21 protein-coding genes are annotated in these 25,278 nt (G+C 67.8%); 10 read left to right on the top strand and 11 right to left on the bottom strand.

Annotation, left to right across the window (positions count from 1 at the left end):
* Positions 1 to 254 precede the first annotated feature (254 nt).
* Both ACKN61_RS03005 and ACKN61_RS03010 read left to right on the top strand, forming a co-directional pair.
* A complete protein-coding gene (locus ACKN61_RS03005; protein ID WP_408952247.1) occupies positions 255 to 866 on the top strand; it encodes a TetR/AcrR family transcriptional regulator in 612 nt (203 codons plus the stop codon).
* A 139-nt stretch (positions 867 to 1,005) separates the two neighbouring features.
* On the top strand, positions 1,006 to 2,040 hold the full coding sequence (locus ACKN61_RS03010) for an NADP-dependent oxidoreductase (RefSeq protein WP_408952248.1): 1,035 nt from the start codon (positions 1,006 to 1,008) through the stop codon (positions 2,038 to 2,040).
* Between the two features lie 96 nt (positions 2,041 to 2,136).
* Here ACKN61_RS03010 and ACKN61_RS03015 read toward each other — a convergent pair whose 3' ends face one another.
* From ACKN61_RS03015 to ACKN61_RS03035, 5 genes are all read right to left on the bottom strand, one after another.
* Positions 2,137 to 3,162, bottom strand: coding sequence for a M28 family peptidase (locus ACKN61_RS03015; RefSeq protein ID WP_408952249.1), 1,026 nt, complete (start codon positions 3,160 to 3,162; stop codon positions 2,137 to 2,139).
* Between the two features lie 217 nt (positions 3,163 to 3,379).
* On the bottom strand, positions 3,380 to 4,408 hold the full coding sequence (locus ACKN61_RS03020; RefSeq protein WP_408952250.1) for a hypothetical protein: 1,029 nt from the start codon (positions 4,406 to 4,408) through the stop codon (positions 3,380 to 3,382).
* Positions 4,409 to 4,580: 172 nt separating this feature from the next.
* Positions 4,581 to 5,090, bottom strand: a complete 510-nt coding sequence (locus ACKN61_RS03025; protein ID WP_408952251.1) for a hypothetical protein — start codon at positions 5,088 to 5,090, stop codon at positions 4,581 to 4,583.
* Between the two features lie 301 nt (positions 5,091 to 5,391).
* The gene (locus ACKN61_RS03030) at positions 5,392 to 5,901 is read right to left on the bottom strand and encodes a hypothetical protein (protein ID WP_408952252.1); all 510 of its coding nucleotides are present in this window, start codon (positions 5,899 to 5,901) and stop codon (positions 5,392 to 5,394) included.
* 94 nt (positions 5,902 to 5,995) lie between these two features.
* A complete protein-coding gene (locus ACKN61_RS03035; RefSeq protein ID WP_408952253.1) occupies positions 5,996 to 6,181 on the bottom strand; it encodes a hypothetical protein in 186 nt (61 codons plus the stop codon).
* A gap of 281 nt (positions 6,182 to 6,462) precedes the next feature.
* Here ACKN61_RS03035 and ACKN61_RS03040 point away from each other — a divergent pair, with 281 nt between their 5' ends.
* Positions 6,463 to 7,494: a DUF4105 domain-containing protein gene (locus ACKN61_RS03040; protein WP_408952254.1), complete on the top strand. Its 1,032-nt coding sequence runs from the start codon at positions 6,463 to 6,465 to the stop codon at positions 7,492 to 7,494.
* 37 nt (positions 7,495 to 7,531) lie between these two features.
* Here the strand turns inward: ACKN61_RS03040 and ACKN61_RS03045 are convergent, their stop codons facing one another.
* From ACKN61_RS03045 to ACKN61_RS03055, 3 genes are all read right to left on the bottom strand, one after another.
* On the bottom strand, positions 7,532 to 7,702 hold the full coding sequence (locus ACKN61_RS03045) for a hypothetical protein (protein WP_408952255.1): 171 nt from the start codon (positions 7,700 to 7,702) through the stop codon (positions 7,532 to 7,534).
* Positions 7,703 to 7,798: 96 nt separating this feature from the next.
* Positions 7,799 to 8,275 carry a hypothetical protein gene (locus tag ACKN61_RS03050; protein WP_408952256.1) on the bottom strand — a complete coding sequence of 159 codons (477 nt, stop codon included), beginning with the start codon at positions 8,273 to 8,275 and terminating at the stop codon, positions 7,799 to 7,801.
* A gap of 163 nt (positions 8,276 to 8,438) precedes the next feature.
* Complete coding sequence (locus ACKN61_RS03055; protein WP_408952257.1) at positions 8,439 to 8,954, bottom strand: MarR family winged helix-turn-helix transcriptional regulator; 516 nt, start codon at positions 8,952 to 8,954, stop codon at positions 8,439 to 8,441.
* A gap of 79 nt (positions 8,955 to 9,033) precedes the next feature.
* Here ACKN61_RS03055 and ACKN61_RS03060 point away from each other — a divergent pair, with 79 nt between their 5' ends.
* The 3 genes from ACKN61_RS03060 (at position 9,034) to ACKN61_RS03070 (ending at position 11,430) form a co-directional block, all read left to right on the top strand.
* Positions 9,034 to 9,906, top strand: coding sequence for an EamA family transporter (locus tag ACKN61_RS03060; protein WP_223620801.1), 873 nt, complete (start codon positions 9,034 to 9,036; stop codon positions 9,904 to 9,906).
* Positions 9,907 to 9,947: 41 nt separating this feature from the next.
* Positions 9,948 to 10,565, top strand: coding sequence for a nitroreductase family protein (locus ACKN61_RS03065; RefSeq protein WP_408952258.1), 618 nt, complete (start codon positions 9,948 to 9,950; stop codon positions 10,563 to 10,565).
* Between the two features lie 166 nt (positions 10,566 to 10,731).
* Complete coding sequence (locus ACKN61_RS03070; RefSeq protein ID WP_408952259.1) at positions 10,732 to 11,430, top strand: response regulator transcription factor; 699 nt, start codon at positions 10,732 to 10,734, stop codon at positions 11,428 to 11,430.
* A 21-nt stretch (positions 11,431 to 11,451) separates the two neighbouring features.
* Here ACKN61_RS03070 and ACKN61_RS03075 read toward each other — a convergent pair whose 3' ends face one another.
* Entirely contained in the window at positions 11,452 to 12,816 is a 1,365-nt protein-coding gene (locus ACKN61_RS03075) for a sensor histidine kinase (RefSeq protein WP_408952260.1), read from the bottom strand.
* A 342-nt stretch (positions 12,817 to 13,158) separates the two neighbouring features.
* On the opposite strand from ACKN61_RS03075, the gene ACKN61_RS03080 reads away from it, so the two are divergent.
* Together ACKN61_RS03080 and ACKN61_RS03085 are read left to right on the top strand one after the other, a co-directional pair.
* Positions 13,159 to 18,036: an ESPR-type extended signal peptide-containing protein gene (locus tag ACKN61_RS03080; RefSeq protein ID WP_408952261.1), complete on the top strand. Its 4,878-nt coding sequence runs from the start codon at positions 13,159 to 13,161 to the stop codon at positions 18,034 to 18,036.
* Between the two features lie 187 nt (positions 18,037 to 18,223).
* Positions 18,224 to 20,104 (top strand): S8 family peptidase, encoded by a 1,881-nt coding sequence (locus ACKN61_RS03085; RefSeq protein WP_408952262.1) that lies wholly within the window; start codon positions 18,224 to 18,226, stop codon positions 20,102 to 20,104.
* A 51-nt stretch (positions 20,105 to 20,155) separates the two neighbouring features.
* Here the strand turns inward: ACKN61_RS03085 and ACKN61_RS03090 are convergent, their stop codons facing one another.
* On the bottom strand, positions 20,156 to 21,103 hold the full coding sequence (locus ACKN61_RS03090; RefSeq protein WP_408952263.1) for an alpha/beta hydrolase family esterase: 948 nt from the start codon (positions 21,101 to 21,103) through the stop codon (positions 20,156 to 20,158).
* Between the two features lie 215 nt (positions 21,104 to 21,318).
* Here ACKN61_RS03090 and ACKN61_RS03095 point away from each other — a divergent pair, with 215 nt between their 5' ends.
* Positions 21,319 to 21,780, top strand: coding sequence for a MaoC family dehydratase (locus tag ACKN61_RS03095; protein ID WP_408952264.1), 462 nt, complete (start codon positions 21,319 to 21,321; stop codon positions 21,778 to 21,780).
* A 33-nt stretch (positions 21,781 to 21,813) separates the two neighbouring features.
* Here ACKN61_RS03095 and ACKN61_RS03100 read toward each other — a convergent pair whose 3' ends face one another.
* The gene (locus ACKN61_RS03100) at positions 21,814 to 22,776 is read right to left on the bottom strand and encodes a helix-turn-helix domain-containing protein (protein WP_408952265.1); all 963 of its coding nucleotides are present in this window, start codon (positions 22,774 to 22,776) and stop codon (positions 21,814 to 21,816) included.
* A gap of 195 nt (positions 22,777 to 22,971) precedes the next feature.
* Between ACKN61_RS03100 and ACKN61_RS03105 the strand changes: the two genes are divergently transcribed.
* Positions 22,972 to 25,218 (top strand): TonB-dependent receptor, encoded by a 2,247-nt coding sequence (locus ACKN61_RS03105; RefSeq protein ID WP_408952266.1) that lies wholly within the window; start codon positions 22,972 to 22,974, stop codon positions 25,216 to 25,218.
* The last annotated feature ends 60 nt before the right edge of the window (positions 25,219 to 25,278 follow it).

Below are 25,278 nucleotides of genomic sequence, written 5' to 3' on the forward strand. Positions count from 1 at the left end.
TTCTTTGGTTACCTTTGACCGAAGGGAATCCAGACGGACTTTTGTTGCTTATGACAAAAGAAAGTAACCCGCCGCTTTAGTGGCGGAAGCTCTTGGCGTTTGATCTAGATATTGACCTTGCTTGAGAGAAGCGCCGCGAGACCATCGCAGCGCGGTCGCGGCTTGCGCCGCTCCTACCCAGAGAAGCAGCCGCGGCCCGGTGCCCCCTCCTTGGTCACTAGACGACCGGTCTAATTGAGGCTATCGTGCCGCCCATGAACGCTACCCCCGCCGCCACCGACGTCCGCCGGCACATCCTCGAGGTGGCCCACCCGCTGTTCCTGCGCAAGGGCTTCACCGCGGTCGGGCTGTCGGAGGTGTTGGCCGCGGCGCAGGTGCCGAAGGGCTCGTTCTATCACTACTTCGGTTCCAAGGAAGCCTTCGGCGAAGCGGTGCTCGAGGTCTATTTCGCCGAATACCTGGGGCGGATGGACGCGTTGTTGTCGCAGCCCGGCACCGGGGCGCAGCGGACGATGGCCTTCTTCGAGGACTGGCTCGATTCGCAGGCCGGCGAGGAAAGCCAAAGCCGCTGCCCGGTGGTCAAGCTCGGCGCCGAGGTCTGCGATCTGTCGGAAAGCATGCGTGCGGCGCTGGCGCGCGGCACGCGTGGGGTCGTCGATCGTCTGGCCCAGTGCATCGAGGCAGGGCGTGTGGACGGCTCGCTCGCAGGTATCGCCGATGCCTCGGATTCGCAAGCGACCGCGGTCGCGCTCTACCAAAGCTGGCTCGGCGCCAGTCTGCTGGCCAAGATCGCCCGCGACTGCAGCGGCCTGGACATGGTCATGGCCGGCACGCGTGAGCGGCTGGGCCTGACCCAGGACGCCTAAGCCGAGGCGGGAGCGTGCCTGCGTTCCCGCCTTTGTTTTGCCTGTTTTATAGACGACCGGTCTATTTGTTGTGTCGGCCGATCGCCACCACCCTGCTTATGAGCCATCCAACCCACCCCAGCGCTAAAGGAATGCACTCATGTCGCAACGCGATACCGTCAACCGCCGCATCGTCCTGGCCAACCGCCCGCGCGGTTTGCCGACGGCCCAGGATGTCCGCATCGAAGAAACTGCCGTGCCGACGCCCGACGAAGGCCAGGTGCTGCTGCGCACCCTGTACCTGTCGCTCGATCCCTACATGCGCAATCTGATGGACGAAGCCGGGACCAGTTACGCGCCGCCGGTGGCACTGGGCGCGCCGATGGTCGGCGGCACGGTCAGCCGCGTCGCCGCCTCGCGGCACCCGCAGTTCCGCGTCGGCGAGGTGGTGCTCGGCAATGCCGGCTGGCAGGACTACGCCCTGTCCGATGGCAAGGATCTGCAGGCGCTCGGCGACATGCCGCAGCCCTCGTTCGCCCTCGGCGGCCTCGGCATGCCGGCGTTCACCGCCTACGTCGGCCTGCTCGACATCGGCCAGCCGCAAGCCGGCGAAACCGTGGTCGTGGCCGCGGCGACCGGTGCGGTCGGCTCGGTGGTCGGGCAGATCGCCAAGCTCAAGGGCGCGCGCGTGGTCGGCATCGCCGGCGGCGCCGACAAATGCCGCCATGCGGTCGAGGAACTCGGCTTCGACGTGTGCCTGGACCGCCACGACCCCCGACTGGCCGAACACCTTGCCGCGGCCTGCCCGGACGGCATCGACGTCTATTTCGAGAACGTCGGCGGCGCCGTGTTCGACGCGGTGTTGCCGCTGCTCAACATCGGCGCACGCGTGCCGGTGTGCGGCGTGATCGCGCACTACAACGGCGCTGAGCATGCATCGGGCCCGGACCGTTTGGCGCAGACGATGACCGCGCTGCTGCAGAAGCGCATCCGCATGCAGGGTTTCATCATCCTCGACCATTACGGCGACCGCTTCGAAACGTTCAGCCGCGACATGAGCCAGTGGGTCGCCGAAGGCCGGGTCAAGTTGCTCGAGGATGTCGTCGACGGCCTGGAGAATGCGCCGACGGCTTTCATCGGCCTGCTCGAAGGGCAGAACCTCGGCAAGCGCGTGGTGCGAGTCGCCGCGGCCTGAGGCGAGGTTCGGCCCGGACTGCGCGGGTAAGGTTCGGGCCGGACGCCCGGCGCGCATGCGAGCGGCGTCCTCGTGGCTTGCATGCGTGCGACGGATTCAATCCACGTCGGCGCCGGGCCGTTGCGCGATCGCGTACACCGCCTGCACCACCTTGGCCATGCGTGCGTAGTCGAGCTTGTCGTAGGTGTCGCTGGCTTGATGGTAGGTCGTGCTGCGCAGGAAGGCGGTGTCGCTGACCATGAAGGCCGGATAGCCTTCATGCCAGTAGCTCAGGTGGTCGGAGAAATCGATGCCCTGCAATAGCGGCGGGGCATTGATCGAGTGCACCGGCAGGTCGGTCGCCCCGGCCATGATCGCCTTGAGCCGGCGCAGGTGGCCGAAGTCGCCCAGCCTGCCGACCAGGATCACGAAGTCGCCGCGGTCCGGGTACAAACGGTCCATGCCGCGCAGCGGATAACGCTGGCTACCGGGGCGGTCGCTGAAGCGGCCGATCATCTCCAGCGACAGCATGAACTCCACTTCGCGCCCGCTCGCCTTGAGCGAACGCGCATGCCAGGCGCTGCCCATGTGCTCGCTGCGGAAATGCGGCGGCTCTTCCAAGGTGTAGGCGACCAGTTCGACCGCATGCGCGGGCGGGTTGCGGCCGAGCAGGCGCGCCAGCTCCAGCAGACCGGCGACGCCGCTGGCGTTGTCGTCGGCGCCCGGCGTATGCGTGCGCGGCGAATAGCCGCGGGGATCGTCGTTGTCTATGCCGACATCGGCGAAGGAGTCGTAATGCGCGCCGATCACCCGCACCGGCCCGCTGTCGGGGCCGAAGCGCACGATCACGTTGCGGTAGGTGCTTTCTTCGACCGTTACGTCCTGATAGGAGACGCGGCCGCCGCTGTTGGCGAATTCGCCGCGGATGAAGTTCGCGGAGCGCTCCAGGCTGTCGGGCTGGTCGTAGCTGCGCGGGTACAGATCGACCGAGAGGTGCTTGACGTCGGCCTTCAGCCGCGCCGCGTCGACGATGACCGGCGGCGATGGCAGCGGAGTGACGTAAGGTTGTACGACTGCGGCTACGGTGCCCGCCGCGACCAGCGCCGTTGCGCCGGCAAGAATGAGCAAACGGCGAACCAACATAGAGAGCGACTGCCTTGTCCGTGGGCTGGCCAAGGGCCCGGCCAGGCAGGCAGATATACCAGCGAATGCGGTCGGTTTGCGACTGTGTCCGATGTGCCGTGGACTCCGTGGGCCGGTTCCCGGTGCCGGTCGGCGTTTCCAACGGCAGGCATGGTCGCGATTCTCGGCCTTGCAGGCCTGTATGTGGCGGCAACCGCGAATGCGGCGGTCGCGAGCCTTACAGTTTCAGGCCTTGATTGTCGAACCCGTCCGGACTCTCTTTCATCGTCGACTCGGTGATGCTGGAAGCGCCGCGTCCGGCCAGCGTGTTCGCCACCCCCAGGGCCAGATCGATCGCGACGGCGGTCTGGCCCAGCAACTTACGCGCGCCCTCGGTGGGTTCGAGGAAGTCGTAGCCGGCCATGACCGCTCTGATCGCCACTTCCTGGTTGGCCATGAAGGCCGCGATCGGTACCGCATTCGTCGCTGGCGCTGCGCCCGTGGTACTGGCGAGGGAGCGGTTGTACGTGCGGGCGAGCTCTTCTGCGGCCGCTGCCCTCTCGCTCTCGGGCAGTGTCCAATAGTTGATCACGACACGTGGAGTCGGGGCCGAGGTCGAGCCGGCACTGGAACCGGTACTGGAGATGGAAGCGGTAGTCGGCACGAAGTTGGTGAGGCTGACCGGCGCCGGAGGCGTGTAGTTGGTTGACTGATCGATGAAGTCCCGGTCGGCTTTCACCGCGGCCATCAACGATCCCGTGTCGAAGCGGATCAGCCGCTCCCTGGTCCAGCCGGCGAGCACAAGATAACTGTGGGTGTTGACGAGCGATTCGTCGAGCTGCCGCAGCAAGAGCGCCGGGTGGGCCGGAACATCGCTGCCGCCGATACTGCCGCTGGTGCTGCCGCTATCGCTGTCGCTGCTGTCGTCATTTCTCAGCGATGCCCGGTCTGTGCCCATGTCTTCGTTGTAGTTCAAGACTCTGCGAAACTGCTCCAGGATCTGCGATTGGCGCTCCGTACCCATGCCGATCTGCTTCACCAAATCCCGCACCATCTCGTACCAATGCACGCGATGCAGTATGTCCATCGCCGCCCAATCGTCGGATCGCATCGGGGCTTTGAGGAGATGGCGGATGATGCCGTCCAGGGTCACCGCATCGATGCCGTCCTGGGGATCGACTTTCGAAAGCGCGAACAGATCGCTGATGGCTTTGGCTTTGGCTTTGGCGTCGGCCTGTTCGGCCTCTTTGGGCGGCTTGTTTCCCATGAGGCGGATTCCTGCGGGCCGAATGGCGGGATGTTTAACGAAACGCCGCAAGCGGATCGCCGTGAAACCCGATCGGCGAAGGGTCGGTCGTAGCCGCCGTACGCATTCGCATAAGCCCGACTGCGGCAGGGCGATGGCCCCGGCCTTGCGAGGACGAGGCCATCGGGCCGGCTCAAGGCCCGGTGTAGTCCTGGAGCTTCAACCACTTCTCCGGCTTCTCCTGGGTGCGCAGCTCGATAGAAGGCACCTTCACCGGCGACATGACCAGCAGTTCCTTCGGTCGTGGGGTCCAGATCACTGCGATCTTGGTCGCCCTGTCGAGGTCGTTGTTGTCGAGGTAAAGCTTCATCTTCGCGACGTCGCCCTGTCCCAGTACCGACCAGGGTTGCAGGACCAGTCCTGTGATATCGAAACGATAGAAGTATTGGTAGGTGTCGTAGGCGGTTGCTTCGTCGAGCCCCGAGCTGAAGAACCAGCCGTTCTCGCGTTTCTTGCCCAAGCACCAAAGCTCGGCTTGGACAGCCAGTGTACCGTTGGCGACCAACTGTCTGAGGTTGGCCCGGCTGGTCTCGATGCTGTCCGATTTCCACGGTTTGAAACCGCCGGCCTTTTTGACGTCCCCCGGAGTTCGCCCGGGTTTGCCCCCGATGGGGCCGTCTTCGCCGCGATAGGCATAAGTCATTGCATGTCTCCGTTTCGATGGGGTGAGGGCGGACGCGCGCTGTGTACGCAGCCGCGGTCGACCGCGGGCGCGGCGCCGGCCGTACCCGCATCGGAAACGAACGTTGTCGGAGGAGTCAGTGTGAAAGGCCGCTAGGCAGGCGCATATGCTGCCGCCGCGGGCGTGTGCCCGTTTATGCCCGTCTCGCGACTTCGCTCGATGAAGTCGCGACAAGCTCGGGCTTCGACAGCCAATCGTCTGATTGCACCAAGACCGCCTCTGGATGGCCCCGGCCTTGCGTGGCTGGGAGCATCGCGCCGACTCAATTTCCGTTGTAGTCCTCGAGGGGCAGCCACGCGTCCGGATTCTTGCCGATGCGCAGATCGATCCGGTTCACGCCGACCGGCGACATGACCAGCAACTGCATGGGGCTGGCCATCCAGATCACCGCGATCTTGGTCGCCGTGTCGAGGTCGTCGCTGTCGAGGTACAAGTGCATCTCCGGCGCGCCGATATCGCCCAACACCGTCCATGCCTTCTGGGTCAGGCCGCTGATGTCGAAGCGGTAGAAATAGGGAGAGGCGCGGTAGTCCGTCGGTTCATCCAACTGCGAGCTGAAGAACCAGCCGTCCTTGCGGTCTTTTTCGCCGCACCAGCGCGCGGCTTCCAGAGCCAGGGTACCGTTGTTCACCAACCTGCGCAGGTTGGCGCGGCTGATGGCGAGGCTGTCCGAGTTCCACGGCTTGAAACCGCTGGCCAGCTTGATCTCGGACGGGATCACGCCGGTGGCGCTCTCACTGGGGTTTTCCGGGCAGAAATAGGCGTGGGTCATTGCGGTCTCCGTTTCGGTGGGGGCGGTCGAGCGGTTCCTTGCGCAGCAGCGACCGTGCTCGCATCGGAATCAAGGTTCTGCACAGGAGCTCGCGCTAAGTCGTTGCCGGCAGCGCTACCCGAGTGTTCGACGTGGCGACGAGCCGGTTTGCGATGCGCTTGCCGATGCGGATGCGGGCTCTTTGACGTCGCGATAAGTGAGCGGCCAGGAACCAGGGCTGGGCGGCCAAGGCCAGCGACAGCATCGCGAAGTACGGCCATACCTGATGGATATCGACCATGCGGATTCCGGTGCGCAGCGGGGTGTGTCCGCCGAGACTAGCGGCGTCGCCGACGGGCTTCCGGTCGTTGGATCACGCTTCCTCATGCGCCGCGCGGCGGATGTCGGGACTCGGAACGGGGTTGTCGTTCGAGCGGATATCGGTCGCATGCGCCGTGCTCGTGCGCAGGCATCGGCCTAGCGCGTAATCTCTCGTCGACACCCCGGTATTCAAACCGGGCCGCGATGCGCTGGCGCTGCCGGCAGCGCGCCGCAGGCTCCTTTCGCATGACGGATGATTCGATGACCGCTTTGGACACACGTGAGACGCCTTGGCTGCGCTGGCTGTTGCTGGCGCCGGCGATCGCCTTGTCCGCCGTCTGGGGCGGGCTGGCCTTGTGGTATCGATTGCCGCTGGCGGTGGCGTTCAAGGGCGCGATGGTGGCGGCCTTCGTCGTCAGCGCGCTGGCGGCGTTGTTCGCCGTGCGCCGCCTGCGCAAACCGGCGTTATGGGTCTACCTGGTGGCTTTCGCCGGCGTGCTGCTGTGGTGGAGCACGCTGCGTCCGTCGCAGAACCGGGCGTGGGCCGACGACGTGGCCCGCCACTTGCACGTGCAGGTCGACGGCGACCGGGTTCGGCTCGACAATGTGCGCAATTTCGATTGGCGCAGCGACGACGACTACACGCCGCGTTGGGAGCGCCGCGAATACGACCTCGATCGTCTGCAGTCGGCGGATCTGGTGTTGTCGTACTGGATGGGGCCGGCGATCGCCCACACCCTGGTGTCGTTCGGGTTCGACGACGGCCGCAAGCTGGTGTTCTCGGTGGAGATCCGCAAGGAGCGCGGCGAGCAGTTCTCGACCCTCGGCGGTTTCTTCCGCGAGTTCGAGACCACCCTGGTCGCGGCCGACGAGCGCGACATCCTGCGGGTGCGCAGCAACGTGCGCAACGAGGATGTCTATCTGTATCGGCTGCGCTTGCCGAAGGCGGCGCTGCGTTCGCTGTTTCTCGGCTATGTCGCCGAAGCCGGCAAGCTCGAACGGCAGCCGAGCTTCTACAACACCCTGACCAGCAACTGCACCACCATCGTGTTCGACCTGATGCGCCAGATAGCGCCGGGCCTGCCGCTCGATTACCGATTGCTGCTGTCGGGCTATCTGGCCGAGTACGCCTACGACCAGGACGGCTTAGTGCCGGGTTACGACTACCGCACCCTGCACGATCGCGGACGCGTGACCGATCGCGCGCGCGCAGCGGGCGACTCGTCGGCGTTCTCGGAACTCATTCGCGAAGGCGTGCCGGGCGTGGCGGCCGATCGGGTCGGCGCGCGCTGAGGCCTCCGCGCGCGAATCGAGACGCTGTGGACTGGGCTCACTCTACGCGCGACAAGCCGAAACCCTGCAGGTACTCGTCGGTGACCTTGGGCATGCCGGGGCCGCTCCACACGAACGAGAAGATCGCATCCTCGCGGATGGTGTCGGTGATCTTCGGTGCGGTGACGCCCGGCACGCCGTCCAAGGCGGCCACGCCCAGATCGGACATGGGCACAGGCGACAGCTTCGGATTGCCGTTACGCCTCAATCGGATCGACAGGCGCATGGCCTTCCCCTGGGTGGTGGACGTTGTGTGCGATACAGACTAGGCGGTGGGCCGTGACAGCCCCGTCAGCTCTCGGAGGCTGCGGGCATAGTTCGCATGCGGCGGGATGCGGCAATGCAGGTCGACCCATGAGCGCATGAGTCCGAAGTCGGCCAGATAACGGTCGTTGAGATCCGGCTCGGCGCGCAGACGCCATGCGAAAGACACGCACACGCAGGCCGAGGTTTGCCAACCGATTTCGGGTTCCGCCGAGCCGGGCATAGCGTTGATGGCCTGCAGGGCGAGTTCCTGCAGCGGCACGGCGAGGAACCGCGGATCCAGCGTCCGCCTCAGTGCCGCGACCCAGCGCGATCCCATAGGCCGATCGGTCGCCGCGCGATAGGCGCCGAAGCCATGCGCATGCTTGTCGTCGGGCTGGATGCGGTCGTCGGGCTCGTTGGCACTGCTCATGGCGCGCATGACCAGCGGATACTGCGTGAGGTTGCTGTTGCCTGGCCGTCCGATCGGTAGCTGCATGGTCGTCCCCTGGGCGGAAGTGTGCTTTCCATGGCCAGCATGGGCGCGCCGGGTGACTGCCACCTAACCCCTGCGATGGCGGTTCAGTTTGAGCGTTCGCGCCTGCGCCGCATCGCGGTCGGTTCGGGACGATCACCGCCGTTCGAGCGATGCCGCGCGCCGCTCATTCGGCGGTGGACTCCAGCATCGTCAACAGCTCCGACAAAGCATCGTCGAGCGAGCGCAGGCGGGCCGGCGCCAGGCTCGCCATGATGCGGCGCTCGTTCTCGATGTGCGCCTCGACGGCCCGGTCGATCAGCGCCAGGCCGGCCGGCGTCAGTTGCACCAACAAGCTGCGCGCATCGCTCGGGTTGGCCCGGCGTTCGATCCAGCCGGCCGCTTCCAGCCGTTGCAGGCGGTGGGTCATGGTGCCGGAGGTGATCATCAGCGCCGAGAACAGCGCGGTGGGCGCCAGGCAATGGGGCGCACCGGAACGCCGCAGCGTGGCCAGCACGTCGAACTCCCAACTGGTCATGTCGAAGGTCGAGAAGGTCTTGTCCAGCCGGCGCTGCAGCAGGGCCGCGCAGCGCTTGACCCGGCCGATGGCGCCCATCGGGCTGGCGTCGAGGTCGGGACGCTCGCGGCGCCATTGGTCGAGGATCGCGTCGACCGAGTCGGGCTGTCGTTTGCTCGTGGCCACGAGGGCTCCCTGATTTTGTCTTGACTTCAAGATAAATTGTCTTCAGGCTGGGATCTTATCTTGAATTGAAGATAGTTTCATGAGCGCAGCCTCGCACCGCCCGGTCTGGATCGACATGCTCCTGACTGCCCTGGCCCCCGCCATCTGGGGTTCGACCTACATCGTCGCGTCCGAGCTGTTGCCGCCGGACCGGCCTTTCACTGCCGCCCTCATCCGCACCTTGCCGGCCGGCCTGTTGCTGGTCGCCTTCATGCGGCATTGGCCGGCGCGCGGCGAATGGCTGCGTCTGCTGGTCTTGTCGGGCTTGAACATCGCCGTCTTCCAGGCGCTGCTGTTCGTCGCCGCTTACCGCCTGCCCGGCGGTCTCGCCGCGGTGGTCGGCGCGATCCAGCCCTTGCTGGTGATCGCCCTGACCTGGGCGGTCGACCAACGCCGGCCGCTGCAGTTCACCGTCTGGGCCTGTGTGCTCGGCGTGGTCGGCATGGGCGTGCTGCTGCTGTCGCCGGACACGGTCTGGGAGCCGGTCGGCATCGCCGCGGCCCTGGCCGGCGCCGCCTGCATGGCGACCGGCAACTACCTGACCCGGCGCTGGCGCAGCGACCTGCCGGTGTTCGCCCTCACCGGTTGGCAGTTGCTGCTCGGCGGCCTGATGTTGGCGCCGGTCGCCCTCGCCATCGATGCGCCGCTGCCGCGCCTGAGTCTGTTGCAGGTATCGGCCTATGCGTATCTGTCGATCGCCGGCGCCTTGCTGTCGTACGCCCTGTGGTTCCGCGGCCTGGCGCGTTTGCCGCAGGTGGCGGTGTCCTCGCTCGGCCTGTTGAGCCCACTGACCGCGGTGATCCTCGGTTGGGCCCTGCTGGGGCAAGCCCTTACCGGCGTCTCTCTGCTCGGCCTGCTGGTCGTGCTCGGCAGCGTCCTGGCCGTGCAGTGGCGCAGCAGCCGGCCGGCCTGAACTCGACCGTCTCTGTCCTCCGATCTTTCCCGAGAAGCGCCATGAACCATCCGATCAGACAACTCATCGAATCGCGCGTGTCGGCCAACCGTTACGACCCCGACCGGCAGATTTCCGACGACGACATCGCCGCCCTGGTCGATCAGGCCACGCGCGCGCCGTCGGCGTACCACTTCCAGAACTGGAAATTCATCGCCGTGCGCACGCCGGAGGCGAAAGCGCGCCTGAAAGCGCTGTCCTACGGCCAGCAGAAGATCGCCGACGCCTCGGTGGCCTTCATCGTCTGCGGCACGCTCGCGGCGCACGAACACTTGCACCGGGCGCTGCAACCCTCGGTCGAGGCCGGGATCATGGCGCAGTCGATGGCCGACGGTTGGGTCGCCCAGGCGACGCGTGCGCACGCCGACGATCCGTCCTTGCAACGCGACGAAGCGATTCGTTCCGCGTCGCTGGCGGCGATGACCTTGATCCTCGCCGCCGAAGGCATGGGCTGGGCCACCGGTGCGATGGGCGGGATCGATTTCGCGGGCGTCGCGCGCGAGTTCGCCCTCGCCGCCGACGAAGTGCCGGTGCTGGTCGTCACCGTCGGTCATCCGCTGCCGGGCAACTGGCCGCAAAAACCGCGCAAGCCGGTGCACGAAGTCATCGCGTTCGCCTAAGCGGGGCGTTCGCCTGAGCGGAGCCGGTAGCGGCCCGATGCATGCCGGCGCGGCCTTGCGCATCGCCGCGTCGACCGTCGCCGATCGGGCACCGCCGACGCATTCCCGGTACGCGCCGGGCGGGTACTATCCGAGGCGCAGGGGGCGATATCTGAGGATGACCGCGATGACATCATCGGGGCAGAGCTTGCCGCGCGTGGCCTTGCTGGAAGACGACGCGCTGCTGCGCGAGCGGGTGTTGGTGCCGGGCCTGGCGAACTTCGGTTTCGCGGTGACCGGCATGGACACGGCAGCCGCGCTGCACCTGCATCTGGCCGCGGCGACGTTCGACATCGTCGTGCTGGATGTGGGCCTGCCCGATGCCGACGGCTTCGCAGTCGCGCGCGAGGTGCGCGAGGCGTTTCCCGGCATCGGCATCGTCATGCTGACCGGACGCGGCGACACCTTGGATCGCGTGCGCGGATTGAGCCAGGGCGCCGACGCTTATCTGACCAAGCCGGCCGAGGTCGAAGTGCTGGCGGCGACTTTGCACAGTCTGGCGCGTCGCTTGCGCGGTGCAGCACCGGTGCGCCGCCGCTGGCAGCTCGACGCCGATGGCTGGTGCCTGCTGTCGCCGTCCGGTGGCGCGGTGGCACTGACCCGTACCGAGCGCCGCGTCGTCGAGCGACTCACCGCTGCATCCGGACAGTTGGTGACGCGCGAGCAACTGGTCGCGGCGCTGACCGACAATGTCTACGACTTCGACATGCACCGCCTCGATTCGCTGGTCTATCGCTTGCGTCGCAAGGTCGCCGACGCCTGCGGCGAACCCTTGCCGCTCAACGCCGTGCACGGCGAAGGCTACGTACTCGGCGGCGCGCACTGAACGATCGGTCCGACGCAGTCGTCAGGCCATGGCCTCGGCGTTATCGACCGCCTCGTGGGCCAACGGCAGGCGAATGGTGAACGCGGTGCTTGCACCGGGCGCGCTGTCGACGCGGATGTCGCCCCCCAGGGCCTTGACCAGGTCGTGCACCACCGACAGGCCCAGGCCGGTGCCATGGGCAGCCAGCTTGGTGCTGAAGAACGGTTCGAACACGCGTTCGCGCACGTGCTCGTCCATGCCCAGGCCGTTGTCGGTCAGGCGGATTTCGATCTCGCTGCCTTGCGCCGTCGCGGCGATCGCGAAGCGGCCGCCGTCGGGCATCGCATCGCGCGCGTTCGCGGCGATATTGAGCACCATCAGCTCGAACTCGCTGCGATCCAGACGCACCGGCAATGCGGCGGCGACGGCCGGCAGTTCCAGGCGGACCGCGGCAGGCAGCAGCTGCCGCAGCATGGGCTGCAGGTCGCGCAGCGCGCGCGCCGCATCGAAGGTCTCGATCCGCAGCACGTCGTTGCGGCTGAAGATGAGCAGCTTGCGGGTCACCGCGCAGCCGCGCTCGGCCGCTTCCTCGACGCCCTCGAGGGCGGCGGCCAAGGCCGCGCTGCGTTCGCGCGGGTCCGGCAGGTCGAGCGCGGCATCGCGCTGCGCGGCGAAGCCCTGGATCAGCCCGAGGATGTTGTTGAAATCATGGGCGATGCCGCTGGCCAGGCGTCCGCTGGCCTCCATCTTCTGGGCATGAATGAGCTGGGTCTGGGCGCGTTCGCGCCGGGCCATCTCCAATTGCAGTTCGCGGCCGCGCGCGTTCGATTCGTCCAGGCTTTCGCGCAATGCGGTGACGGCGCGGTCGAGGATCGCGGTGATGATCAGGTAGCTCGCCACCAGCGAGGGCGCGTTGCGCAGGGCATTGCCGATCCATTGCGGGCCCTTGGCGGTGTTGTGGGCATCGGTGGCGAAACCGATGGCGAAGATCGCCAGCAACAACGCGAACACCGTCCACAGCGCGCGCCGGCCCAGCACCACGCCGGCGATGACCAGGGTCAGGATCATCGAGGTCTGGTCGATCAATTGCGCCTGCGTGCCGAGCTTGTGGAAGGCCAGCGCCAGCGAGGTCAACAGCGCGCCGAGGAACAGCATCATCGCCGTGCGGTAACGATCGCGGCGGATCAGCCGCACGCACAACAACGCCAGCGCGGCGGTGGTCAGATCGAGCAACAGGACGATGGCCCAGCCCGCGGGAATCGGCCGCGACGACAGATGCCAGGCCCAGTTGGCCGGCAGGGCGATGCCGTAGAACAACAGCAGCAACTGCATCGCCGGCGCGTTGCGGCGATCGACGGCATCGGCGATGGGGGCGCTGCGCAACCAGTGCGCGAAGGGTTTCCACATGGGCAGGCGGCTCGTCGTGTCGGACGCGGAGGGAGGACGCAGCGGCACGGTCGCACGTCGTCCATGGCGCTGGCGATCCGAACGGCCGCGGCCGTCGGTGAGAACTCGGTGATTATTCGGTGAGATCGCGAGCGTGACAACGCGGAAGCCGGCGTCTTAGGTTCGCACTCAGCCGGTGTCGTCATCCACGCACGCGGCGAATCATGCAGGCGACCGGCCAGGGCGGGGCCGGCCGTTCATCCAACGGCATTCGATGCGACGGCATCGACCGGTCTTCCGGTCGTTCTGGGCCGACGGGCGTCGCATGCCTCCGAAACGACACAGTGGGCGGGAGAGCGATCGATGAACAAGATTTTCAGCCGCGTATGGAGTCACGCCAAGCAGGCCATGGTGGTGACCTCGGAATTGGCCTCGAGCGGCGGCAAGCGCGACGGCCGTCGCCGCCTGGCCGATGCCAGCGCCGGCGTGGCGGCGATGAGCCTGTTGCTGGCATTTGGCGCTCCACCTGCGTGGGCCGATGACGTCGTCGGCACGGCGACGAGCGCCGCGCCGACGGCCCAATCGATCGCCGCCGACGAGACTTGCGCGCGCGCGCAGGCCGACGATGCGGCGGATGGCGACTGCGCCGCGGCCGCACAGGCCGTCGCCGCGGCGAGGCCTATCGTCGATACGCCCTACTTCAAGATCAACGGCCCCGAAGATCTGCCGTGGACGCCGGAAGTCGAAGGTCCGGTCGATGCCATCGCCGACGGCTACAGCGCGATCGCGATGGGCTCCGGCGCCAAGGCCGAAGGCGACTACGCCAGCGCCATCGGCGACAGCAGTTGGGCGGCGAACAATGCCGCCACCGCGGTCGGCGCGCAGAGCGCCGGTGTCGGCATCGGCGCCAGCGCCTTCGGCCAGGGCGCGATGGCCTACGGCGATGCCAGCACCGCCGTGGGCCAGAGTGCGTTCGCCGGCGGTTTCGGCAACACCGCGCTCGGCGCCGGCGCCGAGGCCACCGCCGAACAAGCCGCCACCGCGCTGGGCGCCTTGAGCACCGCCGCCGGCATGGGCTCGGTGGCGATCGGCGGTTATGCCCAGGCCTATGGCAGCGGCAGCCTGGTCGGCGGTTTCAATGCCGGCGCCAACGGCGAAGCCGGTGTGGCGCTGGGCGCGAATTCGCGCGCGGTGGCCGGCGATTTCGGCGTGGCCATCGGCGGCTATGCCAACGCGGTCGGCGGCGGCAGCGTCGGCATCGGCGGCAACAGCCTGGCCTATGGCGCGCGCGCGGTCGCGCTCGGCCATAACGCCGCGGCGAGCGGCGAAGGCAGCATCGCCATCGGCGGCAGCGAATGGGTCGATCTCGATGGCGACGGTGCGCCCGACGTCGGCGAGGCGACCTATGCCGAAGGCCAGAACGCGGTCGCGATCGGCAACGTCGCCAGCGCCAGCGGCATCGGCGCGCAGGCGATCGGCGATCACGCCAGCGCCTTGAACCACAACGCCACCGCCAGCGGCGCGCAGAGCCTGGCTGCGGGCGAGGCGAGCACCGCGACCGGCGCCTACAGCGTCGCCGGCGGCGTCGAGAGCAGTGCTTACGGCTATCAGAGCCAGGCCGCGGGCGATCATGCCACCGCGGCCGGCGGCTCCAGCCTGGCCTTGGGTCAGGGCGCCTCCGCGTTCGGCACCGGCGCCAACGCGATCGGCGACTACAGCATCTCCAGCGGTTATGGCAGCGTCGCCGACGGCGCGAATTCGGTCGCTCACGGCAATGGCGCCCAGGCCCAGGGCGGCGGCGCCATTGCCCTGGGCAACGCCAGCGTCGCGATGCACGGCAACGGCATCGCCATCGGCAACCAGAGCCTCGCCCAGGGCTTGGGCGCGACCGCGATCGGCGGTCTGGCCGAGGCCAGCGGTTTGTTCGCCACCGCTCACGGCATGTTCGCCTGGGCCAACGGACGCGAGAGTTCGGCCTTCGGTGCGGCGGCGACCGCCAACGGTTGGAAGGCGAGCGCGCTCGGCGTGGGGGCCTGGGCCGAGGGGCTGTTCGCCACCGCGCTCGGCGCCGATGCGCAGGCCAAGGACGTATCGGTCGCGGTCGGCCAGGGCACGCTCGCCGACATCGCCTCCACCGCCGTCGGCGTGCAGGCGCGCGCCGGCGAAGGCGGCGTTTCGGTCGGCAACAACACCCTGACCTCGCTCAACAGCGTCGCCGTCGGCCGCGAAAGCTGGGCCACCGGCACCGAAGCCACTTCGGTCGGCTACAACAGCTACGGCAATGGCGACGGCGCCGCGGCCCTGGGCTCGAACGCGTGGGCGATGGCGGGCAACAGCACCGCGGTCGGCTCCTACACTTCGGCAACGGCCGACAACAGCGTCGCTCTCGGCCATGGCTCCAGTACCGGCGAACGTGCCAACACGGTGTCGGTCGGCGCCGCGCAAGCCTGGACCGATCAATACGGCAACACCTTCGCCGCGATCGACCGGCAGATCGCCAACGTCGCCGCCGGCACCGAGGCGACCGACGCGGTCAACAAGGCCCAGCTCGATGCAGTCGCCGACAGCGTCGGCGATGCCAACGATTACCTCGCCGCCGATGGCGCCGGCGACGGCAGCGATGCCGCCATCGCCGATGCCGAACATGCCAGCGCGGTCGGCGCCAACGCCGTCGCCGGTGGCGTCGAGAGCACCGCGGTGGGTTATCAAAGCAATGCGGTCGGCGATCATTCGACCGCGGTCGGCGGTTCAAGCCTGGCCCTGGGGCAGGGCGCATCGGCGTTCGGCACCGGCGCCAACGCGATCGGCGAACAGAGCACCGCCAACGGCTACGGCGCGGTCGCCAACGGCGCGAACAGCGCCGCGGTCGGCAGCGATGCCCTCGCCGACGGCGACGACAGCTTCGCCGGCGGCAACGGCGCGCAAGCCAACGGCGGCGGCGCGGTCGCGCTCGGCGCCGGTTCGGTGTCGAACGGCGCCCTGGGTGTGTCGATCGGTTCGGGCGCGCAGAACAACGGCTTCCTCGCCACCGCAGTCGGCGGCCTGGCGCTCGCCGATGCGCCGTTCTCGACCGCGCTCGGCAGCTTCGCGACCGCGTCGGCCTGGCAATCGACCGCGGTCGGTTCCGGCGCGTATGCGCAGGGTTGGAACTCGACTTCGGTCGGCGCCAACTCCAGCGCGGGCGGCGGTGGCGTCGCCGTCGGCGTCGGCGCCAAATCCGGCTACTGGCAGTTCGACGAGAGCACCGGCGAGAACGTCTACATCGCCACCAGCGGCACTGCGGTCGGTGAGAACGCCGCCGCGACCGGGCAGTACAGCACCGCCCTGGGCGGTTTCTCGGCGGGCTCCTTCAGCTCCGCCGGCGCGAGCGGTCTGTACAGCACCGCGCTCGGCGCCGGTGCGTATGCCGGTTCGTACTGGGACAGCAGCCTGGTCGGCGACTACACCACGGCGGTGGGCGCCGAGAGCTGGGCGATCGGCGGTTCCTCGACCTCGCTGGGCTTCAACAGTTTCGCCCAGGCCGAGCACGCGACCGTGCTCGGCGCCAATGCCTGGACCACGCCGGAGGCGGCCAATGCGGTGGCCTTGGGCGAGGGCTCGCTGGCCGACCGCGCCGACAGCGTATCGGTGGGCGCCGCTCGCGCCTGGACCGATGCCGGCGGCACCGTGCACGCCGCCATCGATCGCCAGATAGCCAACGTCGCGGCCGGCACCGAAGCCACCGATGCGGTCAACAAGGCGCAGCTCGATGCGGTGGCCGGCGGCGTCAGTCAGGCCAATCACTACTTCAAGTCCAGCGGCAAGCAGGACGGCAGCGACGACGCCAGCATCAACGGGCAGGGCGCGTTGGCCGCAGGCGCGAGTGCGGTCGCCAACGCCAACGGCAGCACCGCGGTCGGCGCCAGCGCTCGCGCCAACAAGGTCAGCGCGTCGGCATTCGGCAGCAATGCCCAGGCCGCCGAAACCAACGCCACCGCCCTGGGTGCGAACAGCCAGGCGATCGCCGCGACGGCGACGGCGGCCGGTTCCAATGCACAGGCGCGAGCCCAAGCGTCCACCGCGATCGGTTACGACGCGCGTGTCGCCGACGCCGCGCAGGACGGCACCGCGCTCGGTGCGCGTGCGCGGGTCACGGCCGCCAATGCGGTGGCGGTGGGTGCGGGCTCGGTCGCCGACCGTGCCGGCACGGTCGCTGTCGGCGCCGCCGGCAAGGAACGCCAGATCGCTCATCTCAAGGCCGGCAGCGCGAACACCGATGCGGTCAACGTCGGCCAGTTGAACGCGGCGGTCGGCGAGATCGACGAAACACTCGCCACCACGGTCAAGTACGACGATGACGGCAAGAGCGCACTGACTCTGGAAGGCGCGAACGGCACCGTGATCGGCAACGTCGCCGACGGCCGGCTCGCCGGCGGCAGCCGCGAAGCGGTCAACGGCGGCCAGTTGTTCCAGCTCGGCGACAGCACCGCGCAGATGCTCGGCGGCGGCGCCTCGATGGGGCCGAGCGGCATGATCGGGCCGACCTACGCCATCCAGGGCGGCAGTTACTACAACGTCGGCGATGCGCTCGGCGCGCTCGACGGCGCCATCGACGGACTCGATGCGCGCGTCGATCAGCTCGAGCACAAGCCGGGCAACGGCAATGGCAATGGTCACGGCAAGGGCAAGGCGGCTAGCGCTGGAGAAGGCGCGGTTGCCTCGAGCGAGCTGACCGACAGTGCTCCAGTCACGGCCGAAGCCAATGCGGTCTCGGTCGCCAGCGCCGGCAGCGAACGCAAGCTGAGCAACGTCGCCGCCGGCGTCGGCGCCACCGATGCGGCCAACGTGCAACAGGTGCAGGCCGCCAATGCGCAAGCGGTCAGCAGCGCCAATGCCTATACCGACAGCGCCGCGACGCGCACCTTGTCGTCGGCCAACGCCTACACCGACAGCCGCTACCAGGCGTTGAGCGATGAGTTCACCGGTCTGCGCGACGAACTGGGCCTGCGTCTCAACAAACAGGACCAGCGTATCGACCGCCAGGGCGCGATGAGCGCGGCGATGATGAACATGTCCATCAACGCCGCCAACAGCCGCAGCCCGCGCGGACGCATCGCCGTGGGCGCCGGCTGGCAGAACGGCGAAAGCGCCTTGTCGGTCGGCTACTCCAAGGCGATCGGCGAGCGCGCTTCGATGAGCATCGGCGGCGCCTTCAGCAGCGACGACTCGTCGGCCGGTATCGGTTTCGGTTTCGATCTGTGAGCCGGTCGCCGTTGCCGTAACGCCTCGCTCTTTCCTGCGCCGGCCCGCCTGCGCAGGAAAGACACAGGTCGGCGCAACGTCAGTCCGCTTCGCGCTTATCCACCCACAAAGCAGCGAGCGCCGCGACCGGATCCCCCGCAACGGTCGCCTTGCCCGCATCCGAATCGCACTTCCCTGGGAGAGAGAAATGAAGAAGAGCACGCGCATCCTCTGCAACGGCGCGCTGGCCACCGCCGTCATCGCCGGCCTGTCGGCCTTCGCTTCGGGCTACCTGACCGGTGCCGCGCCGTGGCCGGCGTCGGGCCTGACCGCGCTGGCGACGGCGACCGGTCCGGTCGCCGGCGCGCCATCCGTGCGCAAGACCTTGCTCGGCAGCGCGCCGGCGCAGGCGCGCTTCGATCGCATCATCGTCCGCTACCAGGACGCCGCACAGACGCGCAGCCGTCCGGCCTCCGTGCTCGGCGCGGTGAATGCCGCGGCGACGCGTGCCGGCCTGGCCGGATCGCGTGCCCTCGCCGGCCACGGCGCGTCCGTACTCGACGTGCAGCACGTGCGCCGATTGGCGACGGGCGCCGACGTGCTGCGTTTGTCGCGCGGCCTCGACCGCGGCGAAACCGATCGGCTGCTGGCGGAACTGCGCGCCGATCCGGCAGTGAAGTACGCCCAGCCCGATTACCTCAAGCAACGCCTGGACTTCGTCCCCGACGACCCGCGTTTCGACCTGCAGTGGCACTACACCCACCCGAGCGCAGGCATCGACGCACCGGCCGCCTGGGACACCAGCCACGGCGATGGTGTCGTGGTGGCGGTGCTCGACACCGGCTACCTCGATCATGCCGATCTCAACGCCAACATCGTGGCCGGTTACGACTTCATCCACGACCCGGACGTCGGCGGCGACGGCGACGGACGCGATGCCGACGCGCACGATCCGGGCGACTGGGTCGGCGGCAATCCGAGCTCCTTCCACGGCACCCATGTCGCCGGCACGGTCGCCGCGCTGACCAACAACGGCGTCGGCGTGGCCGGCGTGGCGTTCGCCGCGAAAGTGCAACCGGTGCGCGTGCTCGGTCACGGCGGCGGCTACACCTCGGATATCGCCGATGCCATCGTCTGGGCTTCCGGCGGCCACGTCGACGGTGTGCCGGACAATGCCGATCCCGCTGAAGTGATCAACCTGAGTCTCGGCGGCAGCGGTTCCTGCAGTCAGGACCCGGTAACGCAGGAGGCCATCGACGGCGCGGTCGCGCGCGGCGTCACCGTGGTCGTCGCCGCCGGCAACGACAATGCCGACGCCGGCTTCTTCTCCCCGGCCAGTTGCAAGGGCGTGATCACCGTCGGCGCGAGCGGCATCGACGGCGCTCGCTCGTGGTTCTCCAACTACGGCGCCACCGTCGCCGTCACCGCGCCGGGCGGCAACGCCACCAGCGGTTCCGATCCCGACGATCGCTGGATCTGGTCGCTCGGCAACGCCGGCACCCAGGCACCGTTGCCGAGCCCGGAGGGCGATCGCCTGATGGGCATGATCGGCACCTCGATGGCGAGCCCGCACGTCGCCGGCGTGGTTGCGTTGATGCAAGCCGCGGCCACCGAGGCAGGGCGTCCGCCGCTGACGCCGGCGCAGGTGAAGGCCTTGCTGCGCGGCACGGTCAAGCCGTTCACCGTCGTGCCGCCGGCGAGCAAGCCGCAAGGCCCCGGCATCGTCGACGCGGCCGCTGCGGTGCATGCGGCCACCCAGGAAATTCCGGTCGACCAGGGCGAACTGCTGAGCAACCGCGTCGCCATCGCCGGCCAGACCGGTGCGGCCGGCGATGCGCGGTTGTTCAAGATCGTGGTGCCGGCCGGAACGCGCAGCCTCAATCTGCGCAGCTACGGCGGCAGCGGCGACGTGTCGATCTACGTCGCCTACGAGCGCGTGGCGACACCGACGCTGTTCGATCGCAAGTCGGCCAAGCCCGGCACCGGCGAAGCGGTGGTGATCACCCAGCCGGCGGCGGGTACGTATTACCTGAGCGTGGTCGGCGAGAGCGCCTTCAGCGGCGTCTCGGTGCTGGGGGTGTATCAGTAAGGCCGGGGCAGCGTACAAGGAGGCGGGCCAAGTCCGCCTCCTTGTTGCGGCTCAGGGCTTCGGATGTGCGAGAAAGAAATCCCAGGTGAGGTTGCTCGCATCGGGGCCGGAGGGATCGCCGTAGAGGCTACAAGGGCAGCCGCCGGGATAGGCGTGTCCGGCGCCGTCGATCAGATAGGACTCGATCAGGGACGGACCCGCAGCCGAGGCACGATAGACCTTGTGCGTATAGGAGCGGCCGCCTGGGACCTGGCCGTGCACGACCTCCTCGGCGATGGTGTCGATTCCGCCGATGGTGGCCCACTGACCGACGATGCGCTCGGCGGTGGCCGGGGCGACGACGAGGTCGGCGCTGCCCTGGAAGATCAGCGCGGGCACGGCGCGGCGACGGCTGCCCATCTCGGCGATGGCTTTGTTCCCAGAGGTTTCGGGCGACTGCAGTTGCAGGATGTCGCAGTCGTACTCGCAGCCGGCGAGGATGCTGGCGGCGGCATAGAGGTCCGGATAGGTCACCGCCATGATGTTGGCCATGACCCCGCCGGCGGACACGCCGGTGACGTAGATCCGCCGCGGATCGACGCTGTAGCGCGAGCGCAGCTTGTTGGTGATGCCGGCGATGATCGACGGCTCGCCGAGGCCGCGATGCTGGTTGCTTTCCAGGTACCAGTTCCAGCAGCCGAGCGGATTGGCGAGGTTGTTCTGGTCGGGAAAGACGACGATGAAACCGCGTTGCTCGGCGAGCTGGGTCCAGCCGGAAAGCAGTTCGAAACCGACGTCGTTTTCGGTGCAGCCGTGCAGGGCCACCAGCATCGGCATCGGCACGCCGGGGCGGTAACTGGTCGGTACGTAGCCGTGGTAGTCGCGGGCGCCGGCCAGGCTGACGTAGAGGTCGCGGAAATAGCCGGCTGCGTAAGCGGGCGCCGGGACCGACGAGACGAACAACAGCGCGGCGAGTGCGCACAGGAAGCGGCGGCGCAGGGCGATGGACGATAGCGACATGACAGTCTCTCCTGGCGGTCGGACGACCGCGCGGTCTTCGCGTTGTAGCCGCTCGCATCGGGCCGGGTTTCACCGCGGGCGCACCAAGTCTTGACCACGGCCGATCGCTTGCGCGAAGTGCGGGCCGCGGTCGCGAATCCGGTCGGACCTCGCCGCCGCGCGCGATCGTCGCGCTAAGCTGGCGCACACTTCACCGCATCGGCCAGGGAGTCTCGATGAGCCAGCGTTATACCTTCGACAACCTCGGCGAGCACGTGGCGAAGGAGCTCGGCGTGTCCGCCTGGCAGACGGTCGATCAGACGATGATCGACCGATTCGCCGAGACCACCGGCGACCGCCAGTGGATTCATGTCGATGTCGAACGCTGCCGCAGGGAGAGTCCGTTCGGCGGCACCATCGCCCACGGTTTCCTGTTGTTGTCGCTGCTCGCGCCGCTGCAGATGCAGCTCGGCATCTTGCCCGAAGACATTTCGCAGGCCCTCAACGCCGGTCTCGGCGAGGTCAGGTTCCAGGCGCCGGTGCTGGCCGGCGAGCGCGTACGGGTGCGGGTCACGTTGGCCGCGGTCGAAGCGAAGGGCGAGGGCCGCCTGCTGATGATCACTCGCAACGTCATGGAAATAGACGGCAAGGACAAGCCGGCGCTGGTCGCCGACATGGCGGCGATGCTGTATCGCTGACCCCGCAGGTGCGTGCTGGCCGGCGTGCCGTGCTCAGTGGCGGCGCAGTTCGCTCGGCGAAACCCCGAACTGCTGGCGGAACACTCGGCAGAAATTCGACTGCGAACGAAAGCCGTTGCGGTAGGCGATTTCGGAGATCGGCAGCTTGGCCAGGGCCGCGTTGGTCAGCATGTCGTGGGCCTTGCCCAGGCGCAGGGCGCGCAGCCGCTCCATCACCGACTGCCCGCTGTCGCGGAACAGGCGGTGCAGATAGCCTTCGGAGATGCTGCAACGCTGGGCGATCATTTCCGCCGACAAGTCCTCGTTCGAGTAGTGCGCCTCGATGAAATCCAGCGCGCGCTGCTTGTGCGCGGCGGCCAGCGAGCGGTCGTCGCAGAAGGTGCGCGAATCGCCGCGCAGCATCAGGGCGACCAGGTCGCACAACTGCGTGGTCAGGACCTGCGCCTCGCCTTCGCCGAGCTGTTTGGCCAAGCGGTCGATCTGCCGCGCATAGGCGCCGAGCAATTCGGCGCGCGGGTCGGTGCCGTCCAGCGGCGCCGAGAACACGGTCGGCAGATGCGACACGCGTTGCTGCAGCAGATGCGTCGGTATCAGGGTGTTGAAGCTTTTGTAGCAGCCTTCCGGCTGTACTTCGCCGACCACCGCGGCCGAGATCAGGTAAATGCGGTCGGGCACCAGGATCACGTCGTGGCCGCCGACGAGGTTGCGCGAGCTGCCGGCGGCGGGCAGGGCGAGCACGTAGTTCTGCGCCAGTCCCGACAGATGCTGCGGGGTGCGGCGCATGTGCAGTCCGCTCAGGGCGATGTGGTTGAGTTGCAGCGCGCCGACCGATTGGCTCGCCAGCCAGCCCATGCGTCCTTCCGGGCGGGTCAGTTGAACGTCGGCGCTGCCGAAGCCGGGCGAATGCACGGTCGACCAGCCGCCCATCGCGATCCGTGGAGTCGCCGCGGCCTTGGCGGGGAATGCAGTCGGCGCTGCAACCTCGGTTGCGAACATGGCGATCCCTCGGTGAACTGTCGATCGGCATCTTAGGAGCGATGCGGCTCGCGCTGCATGTTGCGACGCAGCACGTCTGTGCACTCAGGGTCAATGCGGTGTGCTCCCGCGGTGGAACCGCCGCGACCTGTCGCCGCTATGTTGCAGCCATGCCGTCATTGCGACGACGGCGATGCGCGCAGGGGAACGGACAGGATGAGACACAGGCTTTTGAGCGTGGCGATCGGTGTGGCGATGTCGATGCAGCTGTCGGCGGTGCGGGCGCAGGAGGTGCAGGGGGCATCGACCCAGACCCGAACCGAGGCCGAAGCGGCGCCGGGGGAATCGGAAAAGAAAACGACCCAGTTGGAATCGATCACGGTGACCGCGCGCAAACGCGAGGAAACCCTGCAGGACGTGCCGGTCGCGGTCAGCGCCTTCACCGCCTCGGCGCTGTTCAAGCAGAACGTGCAGACCCTCGCCGACCTGCAGGGCAAGGTGCCGTCGCTGCAGGTGTATGCGGCGCGTGGTTCCAACACCACCCTGACCGCCTACATCCGCGGCATCGGCCAGTCCGACCCGACCTGGGGCTTCGACCCGGCCGTGGGCGTGTACCTCGACGACGTCTATCTTGCGCGGCCGCAGGGCGCCTTGCTCGACGTGTTCGACGTCAGCCGCATCGAAGTGCTGCGCGGCCCGCAAGGCAGCCTGTACGGCAAGAACACCATCGGCGGCGCGATCAAGTACGTATCGAGCCCCTTGCCCAAGAGCACTCAAGGTTCCATCGAGGCCACGGTCGGCACCCACGGCGAACGCGGTGCCAAGGTCAGCCTGGGCGGTGCCAGCGACGATGGCGTCTGGCGCGCCCGCGTCGCCGTGGCCAGCATGCACAACGACGGCTACGGCAAGAACCTGGTCCAGGACAGCCGCAACGGCAACAAGAACACCAACGCCGCGCGCGCCACCTTCGGTTACTTCCCGTCGGATACGTTCAACGTCGAACTCGCGCTCGACGGCATGCACGACAACTCCAATCCGCGCGGCGCCAAGATGCTGAAGGCGAACAAGTACTATCCCGCCTACCAGCCGCTCGACAGCGACTTCGACACCCGCAGCGCGATGCCCCAGGTCAACCACAGCGAACTGGAAGGCGCGGCGTTGACCGTCAAGTGGATCGCCAGCGCCGACTGGGCGTTCAAGTCGATCACCGCCTACCGCAGCTCCTCGACCCAGAGCAATATCGATTTCGATACCTTGCCGGAACGCATCGGCGAAGCTTCCGGCGGCTACAGCGACCATCAGTTCAGCCAGGAACTGCAGGCCAATTACGATGCCGGCGGCAAACTGCACGGCGTGTTCGGCCTGTTCTACTTCAAGGGCGCGGCCGGCGGCATCAACCGCAGCACCTTCCTGGGCTCGCCGCCGTACACCGCGCTGCGGCTGTCACAGTACGCGGTCAGCAGCGGCCGCATCGGCACCCGCAGCATCGCCGCCTACGGCGATTTCACCTGGGACCTCGACCCGCAGTGGAGCCTGGACCTGGGGCTGCGCCTGACCGAGGAAACCAAGGACGCGCTGATCCAGAACTACGCCTTCGCCGACGGCGCCTTCCAGGTGCCGATCGCCGAGCTGGCCGACTTCACCGGCTCGAACACCTCGCGCAACGTTTCGCCGAAACTGACCCTGTCCTGGCGCGCCAACGATCACGTCAATCTGTATGCCAGCTATAACGCCGGCTTCCATTCCGGCGGCTACAACATCCGCGCCAACTGCGCGGTGATCCCGGCCTCGTGCCGGCCGATCGACGACGAGAAGGTCCAGTCGTACGAGCTGGGCAGCAAGATGACCTTCTTCGACGACCGCCTGATGATGAACACCTCGTTGTTCCACAACGACTACAGCAACATCCAGTTGTCGGTGTTCACTTCCTACACCTTGCCGAACGGCAGCCCGGGCTTTTTCGGCGATTTCACCAACGCCGGCAAGGGCACCATCCAGGGTCTGGAACACGAGTTCGCCTGGAAGCCCTCCGAGCATTGGACGCTCAGCGGCAACGTCGCTTACCTGCGCAGCAAGTACGACGAGTACCGCAGCGGCGGCGTGGACATCGCCGACAGCCAGCGCTTCACCAACGCACCGAAATGGTCGGGCGGGCTGAGCCTGGACGCGCTGTATCCGCTCGCCAACGGCGGCAGCCTCGGTGGGCGCATCAATTACAGCTACCAGAGCAAGACCTATCCCGAGACCACGCTGTCGCCGTTGATCGCGCAGCCGGCCTACGGATTGTGGAACGCCGGGCTGATCTGGCAGATCAACCAGCCGTGGACCTTAAGCCTGCAGGGCAGCAACCTGGGCAACAAGTCCTATCGCAGCACCGGTTACCACATCGCCGCGCTCGATATCGTCACCGGTTTCTACGGCGCGCCGCGCACAGTGAGCCTGTCGGCGTGCTACGAGTTCTGAGCGCAAGTCCATCCGACGCTGGCCGCGAACGGCGCAGCGCGCGTTTCGGTCGGCCCTCGA

It is taken from the genome of Lysobacter sp. Hz25, assembly GCF_046097045.1.
Lineage (GTDB): Bacteria > Pseudomonadota > Gammaproteobacteria > Xanthomonadales > Xanthomonadaceae > Lysobacter > Lysobacter antibioticus_B.